Genomic DNA, 2,700 nt, shown 5'->3' on the forward strand with positions numbered 1-2,700 from the left:
TTCGTCGACCGCCACCGCAGCACACCCGACACCCACGAAGGAGCATCGTCATGAGCAGCACGATCGAGGAGATCCACGCCGGGTTCACCCGTCTCGTCAACGAGGTCGCCGGGGTACCGGCCGACCTCATCGAGCCGGACAAGCACCTGGTCAAGGAGCTGGACATCGACTCGCTGTCGATGGTGGAGCTGATGGTGGCGGCCGAGGACGAGTTCGGTGTGAAGATCCCCGACGCCGAGCTGGACGGCCTGCCCACCATCAACGACGTGGTCGCCTACATCCACCGCGGGCAGGCCTGACATGACCGCCGGGAACAGTAGGGTCCTCGTCACCGGGCTCGGTGCCGTGACCCCGCTCGGCGGCGACGTCCCCTCCACCTGGGAGGGGCTGCTGGCCGGCCGCACGGGGATCCGGCTCCTCGACGGCCCGGGGTACGACGACTTCCCCGTGCGCATCGGCGCGCCCGCGGCCGTCGACCCGGCCGGGGAGCTGCCCCGGGCCACCTCCCGCAAGCTGGACCGCTGCCAGCAGTTCGCCATGGTGGCGGCGCGGGAGGCCTGGCAGGACGCGGGGCTGCCCGAGCCCGGCGGCGAGGACGCGGTGCCCGGCGAACGGCTGGCCGTCTCCATCGGCACCGGCCTCGGCGGTTCGGCCAGCATGTTCGACTCCTGGCTCACCCTCCAGGACAAGGGCGTGCGCCGCTTCTCGCCGTTCACGGCGGGCCGCGTCACCCCCTGCGCCGCCGCGTCCTGGGTGGGGCTGGAGTACGGCGCCAAGGCCGCGGTCGAGACGCCCGTCGCGGCCTGCGCCACGGGCAACGACGCCCTGCGGCGCGGGTGGGAGCTGATCCGGTCCGGCAAGGCCGACGTGGTCGTCGCCGGCGGCGCCGAAGCCCTGCTGCACCCCTTCGGGCTGGCCATCTTCATCTCCATGCGGGCGTTGTCCGACCGCAACGACGAACCGGAGCGCGCGGTACGGCCGTTCGGCAAGGGCCGTGGCGGCTTCGCCCTCGGGGAGGGGGCGGCGCTGATGATCCTGGAGTCGGCCGAGCACGCGTCCCGGCGCGGGGCCAGGGTGTACGCGGAGCTGGCGGGCGCCGGCTGGAACGCCGACGGCTACGACTTCGCCCAGCCCGATCCCAGCGGGGCCGGCCAGATGGCGTCGATCCGCGAGGCCCTCGACAGCGCGGGCCTGACGCCCGAGGAGATCGTGCACGTCAACGCACACGCCGCCGGGACGCCGCTGGGTGATGCCACGGAGGCGCTGTCGATCCGCACGGTCCTCGGTGCGCACGCCGGGAAGGCCGTCGTCACCTCGGCGAAGGCGGCCGTGGGGCACCTGATGGGGGCGGCCGGTGCGATCGAGTCGATCGCCACAGTCCTCGCCCTGCACCACCGGCTCGTCCCGCCGACGCTCAACCAGGACGACTACGACCACGAGATCGCCCTGGACGTGGCGGCCGCACCGCGGGCGCTGCCCGGGGGCCCGGTCGCCGCGCTGAACAACTCGTTCGGGCTGGGCGGTCACAACGTGGTGACCGCCTACCGGTCGGTGTGAGCGAGGGGACGGCGCGCGGACACGGCCGCCCTCGAAGGGGGGCGGCCGAGTGGCCACGGCCGGCTCCGCGAGGACCGGCGCACCGGCACAGCGGACCGGCACCGGAAGGAGCGGCGCACCGGCACAGCGGGCCGGCACCGGAAGGGGCGGCAGAACGACCACGGCCGGTGCCGTGGCGACCGGCGGGACGAGCGCGGCCGGCACCGCGAGGAGCGGTGCCGGCCGTGTCTGCTGTCCGGGAGTCACGGGTCAGGCGACCGCCCCCGCCGCGGTACCTGCCAGGACCCTGGACCTCGTCGGCTCGCCCAGCGCGGCTCTTATCACGTCCGCGGCCCAGTCCTCGACGCTCAACCCCCGGCTGACCGCGAGCTGTTCGCAACGGGTCAGCTGGTCGTGGGTCAGCCGGATCCGCAGCTCGCGGGCGCCCAGGGTCCGGCCCTCGACGAGCCGCCCGGCGACCCGCTCGGCCTCGCGGACCAGGGCGGTACGGGGCCCGTCCGGGACGGCGGCCGGCTCCGGGGCGTGCTCCCGGCGTTCGGCGAGGCTCGCGCGCAGTTCCTTGCGGAGCTGGTTGCGGGACCACTTGCGCTGCTCGGCCCAGCGCAGCCAGTACTCCTGCTCCGGCGGTTCCAGTGAGGCGACCTCCGCGTGGTGCGCGAAGCTCAGCTCGGGGTGCCGCCGCTCGAGCGGGAACCGGCGGGCGACCCAGGCGTAGTTGCGCAGGGTCTGGTAGCCGAGGCCGGTGCGTTCGATGACCTCCCGGTAGCGGCCGGTGTAGGCGGTCTCGCCGTAGAGCATCCAGTCGGCGAGCCACCACGTCGAGGAGTCGGAGATGGCGGCCAGTTCCCGGCCCACCTTCTCCCACACGCTCAGCGGCAGCTGACCGGGGATGACGAGGCCGGCCTTCTGCAGGGAGACGGGGCCGGCGAGGTTGATGAGCAACGGCTTGCGAGGCTGCGGCACGGAGATCGTGGCGGGATCGGCGGTACTTCTCTCTATGGCCAAGGCGAAACCCCCGCTGCGGATGCGAAGTGAATGGAATTTCTACCGCAGGCATGCTGGCACAGCCCTTCGCACACGCGCCGGAACGTTTGGCCAAATCTGTCACCTCTGCCGACCTCGGCCGAAAAGTACCTGGTGGGC

At 73.2% G+C, this 2,700-nt stretch carries 3 protein-coding genes; 2 read left to right on the forward strand and 1 reads right to left on the reverse strand.

Features of this window, described 5'->3' with window-relative positions; translation table 11 throughout:
- The first annotated feature begins 50 nt into the window (after positions 1-50).
- On the forward strand, positions 51-299 hold the full coding sequence (locus IE312_RS35680; protein ID WP_189986487.1) for an acyl carrier protein: 249 nt from the start codon (positions 51-53) through the stop codon (positions 297-299).
- Position 300: 1 nt separating this feature from the next.
- Positions 301-1,557 (forward strand): beta-ketoacyl-[acyl-carrier-protein] synthase family protein, encoded by a 1,257-nt coding sequence (locus IE312_RS35685; RefSeq protein WP_189986488.1) that lies wholly within the window; start codon positions 301-303, stop codon positions 1,555-1,557.
- A 249-nt stretch (positions 1,558-1,806) separates the two neighbouring features.
- On the opposite strand, the gene IE312_RS35690 is transcribed toward IE312_RS35685, so the two are convergent.
- On the reverse strand, positions 1,807-2,562 hold the full coding sequence (locus IE312_RS35690) for an LmbU family transcriptional regulator (protein ID WP_229900843.1): 756 nt from the start codon (positions 2,560-2,562) through the stop codon (positions 1,807-1,809).
- Positions 2,563-2,700 lie beyond the last annotated feature (138 nt).

The organism is Streptomyces capoamus (genome assembly GCF_014654935.1).
In the GTDB taxonomy this organism is placed as follows: Bacteria; Actinomycetota; Actinomycetes; order Streptomycetales; family Streptomycetaceae; genus Streptomyces; species Streptomyces capoamus.